Origin of the sequence: Oleiagrimonas sp. (genome assembly GCF_027858935.1) — a bacterium.
Lineage (GTDB): Bacteria > Pseudomonadota > Gammaproteobacteria > Xanthomonadales > Rhodanobacteraceae > Oleiagrimonas.
In genome coordinates, this window is the sequence record NZ_JAQIBU010000267.1 from 1 (window position 1) to 4221 (window position 4221).

Here is a 4221-nt window from a genome sequence, read left to right on the forward strand (position 1 = left end):
TCCATGTCGCTGGACGGGCGGACCCAGCGCGCCACGTTGATGGCATCACTGTCATATGGATTGGGCGCGGCCCATACGTCGGCCACGTCCCAGACCACCTTGTCCCCGTCCTCGAAGAAACTGAAGCCCAGCGTGAGAACGCTGTCGGGTTGGATTTTCTGCAGTTTCGGTGTCCAGGACAGGTTGATGCGTCGCGAGGCGTAATCAAAATGCTTGCCGTAGTCGAAATCGATGTGGATATGGCGGAATGCATCCGGAAGCAATCGGCGCTGGGCCAGAAACGTCTTCCATTGCGCCAGGTGACCGCTGTAGGTGACGTACATGAAGTCGCTCAACGCCTCGGCGTTGATCAGGTAGTCATGGGTCTGTGCGGCGGGCGCAAACATCAGAAGTCCACTGTAGCCATCAGGTACCGGAAGCGTCATCACCAGTACGTTGGTGTTGGCGTAGGCCATCGGCCAGACCCGTATCTGCCAGTGCCGGTGCCACTTGTCGGTGTGCATCAGATTGGTTGAAGGCATGCCGAGGGAGGTGATCCGGATTTGATCGTTACCGATATTGCGCTTGAGATTTCCGGTCCGGGCGATCAGGTCCATCAGCTGTTTCGGATCGCTGTAAAGCTGCGCAGTATGGATCGAGTCGGGCTTGCGCAGGTGAAACAATACGTTGCCCTTGTAGGCGTTGATCTCGATGTAGCCATTGTCGGAAAGGCTGATCTTGCGTGTGTTGCTGCCGTTCAGTCCCCATTGGCCGTTGCTGTCGCGCACCACCAGGCTTGGCATTTCACTGAGGGTCGGGATCGAGTGCAACAGCTTGTGCGAGCCTTCGCCACGGGGAAACATGCGCCCGGGTTCGAATGCCAGCAGCTTTTTCAGTTGCTGGTCGGCGTAAGCATGTTGCAGTTTGCCGTAGGCGGCGAAGAACGCCTTCGGGCTCAAGGGCAGCTTGAAGCTGCCCTTGAAGATATTGTGCAGCGTGGTGTCGAACACATCGAACCCATAGGACTCGCGCCGGTCGATCATGGCCAGGTCGGACGGAGCATCCAGCACCTGCCGAATTGGAAGCGCGTAGTTGAGATTCTCGTTGGCGGACTTCATCAGCACCACGCCGACCACTCGGCCGTTTGCATCCAGCAGCGGTCCGCCGCTGTTGCCGGGCGAGGCGGCGGCGGAAAAGCGCATCCACTTCCAGCTGCCGGACTGTTGTTCGGGTGTGTTGGAGGTATACAGGCCGTCGCGGATCACCACCCCGGTGCCCAGCGCGTTGCCGACCGCGTACACCACCTGATTGAGCTCGGGATCGGTATTGACCGGATACGCGGCCTTTCGCGGCGGGTTCTTGAGCGAAAACATCACGAAGTCCTTGCGCAGCGAGAACTTCTCGATCTTGTCGATGGCGTAGACATGGCCACTGGCGTCGCGCAGCGCCAACGGGCCCCAGAGGCTGTCCAGGCCCACCATCAGCACATGTCCGGCAGTGACGTAGCGGTTGTGCCCCAAAGCAAACGCCGTGCCGATGGAGTAGTACTTGTCGGTGCGTTGCTGGTAGGGCAGAAGGTCCATCGGCAGCTTGCGCGCGTAGTGCAGCGGGTCATGCGTCGGCTTGGCCGCGACCACCTCGAAGGTCGACGCCTGCACATTGGGCAGCAGTTTCGCGTCCATGCTGGCGGCGTGCGTGTTCGTGGCGAATCCGATGCCGACCAGGGCCAGAATGCAGGCGACGCAGTACGTCATCCATGAATGATTATCCAACCGCATGAAGGACTGCATGGTCGTGCTTCCCCTGAGAGTGTTATCGATCCGCGCACACCGACATGAACGGCGGGCAGAATGCTGCTGGCAACATGCCACAATCGGGTCAGCCATGCACAGTGCGTGTTGACGGCCTTGCTACCCTGTATGCATGTACACGCATATTGGGTATAGCGAATCATGGGTTGTTTGCCTCTAATCCTGCTTTTCGTGTTGGGCACCGGCATCGGCTACGCCGCAGACGGGCGTGCCGGCGCGCTCTGGGGAGCCGGCATTGGTCTTGCGTTGGGTATCGTGGCCGGCCTGGTCATGGTGCGCCTGATGCGCGGCGGTGGATCAGATTGAGCGCATCCGTAACCTGCGTGATTTTCAACCAAACCCCTGCGAGGAGTCCTGATCATGAAAAGTCGTGCCGCCGTGGCTTTCGAGGCCGGCAAACCGCTCGAGATCGTCGAAATCGACGTCGAACCGCCCCGTGCCGGCGAAGTGCTGGTGAAGATCCACGCCACCGGCGTGTGCCATACCGATGCCTACACTCTTTCGGGGGATGATCCAGAGGGCGTGTTTCCGGCCGTGCTCGGACACGAGGGCGGCGGCGTGGTGGTCGAGGTCGGCGAGGGAGTGACCTCGGTCAGGCCCGGCGACCATGTGATTCCCCTCTACACCGCCGAATGCGGTACCTGCAAATTCTGTACCTCCGGCAAGACCAATCTGTGTCAGGCCGTGCGCGCCACCCAGGGCAAGGGCCTGATGCCGGACGGCAGCACGCGCTTTTCCTACCAGGGCAAGCCGATTCACCATTACATGGGCACCAGCACTTTCAGTGAATACACGGTGGTGGCCGAAATCTCGCTGGCCAAGGTCGATCCCGAAGCGCCGCTGGAAAAGATCTGCCTGCTCGGTTGCGGCGTGACCACCGGAATCGGCGCGGTACACAACACCGCCAAGGTGCAAGAGGGGGACAGCGTGGCGGTTTTCGGTCTCGGCGGCATCGGACTGGCGGTGGTCCAGGGCGCGGTGCAGGCGAAGGCCGGACGCATCCTGGCCATCGACACCAATCCAGACAAGTTCGAACTGGCAAGCGCCATGGGTGCCACCGACTTCGTCAACCCGAACGATCACGACAAGCCGATCCAGGAGGTCGTCGTGGAGATGACCGATGGCGGCGTGGATTTCTCCTTCGAGTGCATCGGCAACGTCAAGGTGATGCGCGCGGCGCTGGAATGCTGCCACAAGGGATGGGGCGAGAGCGTGATCATCGGCGTGGCCGGCGCCGGCCAGGAAATCGCGACGCGCCCGTTCCAGCTGGTCACCGGACGCGTGTGGCGTGGCTCGGCCTTTGGCGGCGTGAAGGGTCGCAGCCAGTTGCCGGGGATGGTCGAGCAGGCCATGCGTGGCGAGATCGATCTGGATCCGTTCATCACCCACAACCTGCCGCTGGAGAGGATCAACGAAGCCTTTGACCTGATGCATGCGGGGGAGTCGATCCGCACCGTGATCCATTTCCAGCCATGAAGCGGGTCGAGCAACACGTCTGTTTTGGCGGCATGCAGGAGGTGTGGTCCCACGAGTCCGCGACGCTGGGCTGCACCATGCAGTTCGGTGTCTATCTACCACCGCAGGCGGCCGAAGGTCCCTGCCCGGTGCTGTACTGGTTGTCGGGACTGACCTGCACGGAGCAGAATTTCATCACCAAGGCCGGCGCGCAGCAGTACGCGACAGAGCACGGCATGATCCTGGTGGCACCGGACACCAGCCCGCGAGGTGAAGGCGTGGCCGACGACGAGGCTTACGACCTGGGCCAGGGTGCGGGCTTCTACCTCAACGCCACGCGCGATCCCTGGGCGAAGCACTATCGCATGTACGACTACGTGGTCGAGGAACTTCCGGCGCGGGTGGAGCGCCACTTCCCTGCCTCCGATGCGCGGTCGGTTGCGGGTCATTCCATGGGCGGTCACGGCGCGCTGGTGATTGCGTTGAAAAATCCGGGGCGGTACCGCAGTGTGTCGGCGTTCTCGCCGATCGTCGCCCCGTCGCGGGTGCCCTGGGGCGAGAAGGCCTTTGGCGCGTATCTGGGCAACGATCGCGAATCCTGGAAGGCCTGGGATGCGTGCGAGCTGGTGGCAGGCGCGTCAGAGCGGCTGCCCTTGCGCATCGAGCAGGGCGGTGGCGATCCGTTTTTGGATGAACAGCTGCAGCCGCAGTTGCTTGAACAGGCCTGCAGGGCGGCGAACCACCCGTGTGATGTGCGCATCCGGCCGGGCCACGACCACAGTTACTACTTCATCGCCAGCTTCATCGGCGAACACATGGCCCACCATGCGGCGGCCCTGAAGCGCTGAATTGCATGACCCGGCGTTGCTGGAGCGTTGCTTTTACCCGCGTGCAATTAAAGATGGCCTCGCGGTCCTCGGGAGGCATCCTCGGGAACGAGAGGGCGGAGAGGCTTGCCTTTCGTGCCTGGAATCAG

At 61.9% G+C, this 4221-nt stretch carries 4 protein-coding genes; 3 read left to right on the forward strand and 1 reads right to left on the reverse strand.

Features of this window, described 5'->3' with window-relative positions; genetic code table 11:
• The coding region (locus PF446_RS10000; RefSeq protein WP_298071285.1) for a trypsin-like peptidase domain-containing protein at positions 1–1733 on the reverse strand (1733 nt) is incomplete at its 3' end.
• Between the two features lie 207 nt (positions 1734–1940).
• On the opposite strand from PF446_RS10000, the gene PF446_RS10005 reads away from it, so the two are divergent.
• From PF446_RS10005 to fghA, 3 genes are read left to right on the forward strand one after another with little or no spacing between them, the layout of a single operon-like run.
• Positions 1941–2096: a hypothetical protein gene (locus tag PF446_RS10005; RefSeq protein ID WP_298071288.1), complete on the forward strand. Its 156-nt coding sequence runs from the start codon at positions 1941–1943 to the stop codon at positions 2094–2096.
• A 54-nt stretch (positions 2097–2150) separates the two neighbouring features.
• Positions 2151–3266, forward strand: coding sequence for an S-(hydroxymethyl)glutathione dehydrogenase/class III alcohol dehydrogenase (locus PF446_RS10010; protein WP_298071286.1), 1116 nt, complete (start codon positions 2151–2153; stop codon positions 3264–3266).
• On the forward strand, positions 3263–4093 hold the full coding sequence (fghA, locus tag PF446_RS10015) for an S-formylglutathione hydrolase (RefSeq protein WP_298071287.1): 831 nt from the start codon (positions 3263–3265) through the stop codon (positions 4091–4093). Before PF446_RS10010 ends, fghA begins: the two co-directional genes overlap by 4 nt.
• Positions 4094–4221: the final 128 nt, after the last annotated feature.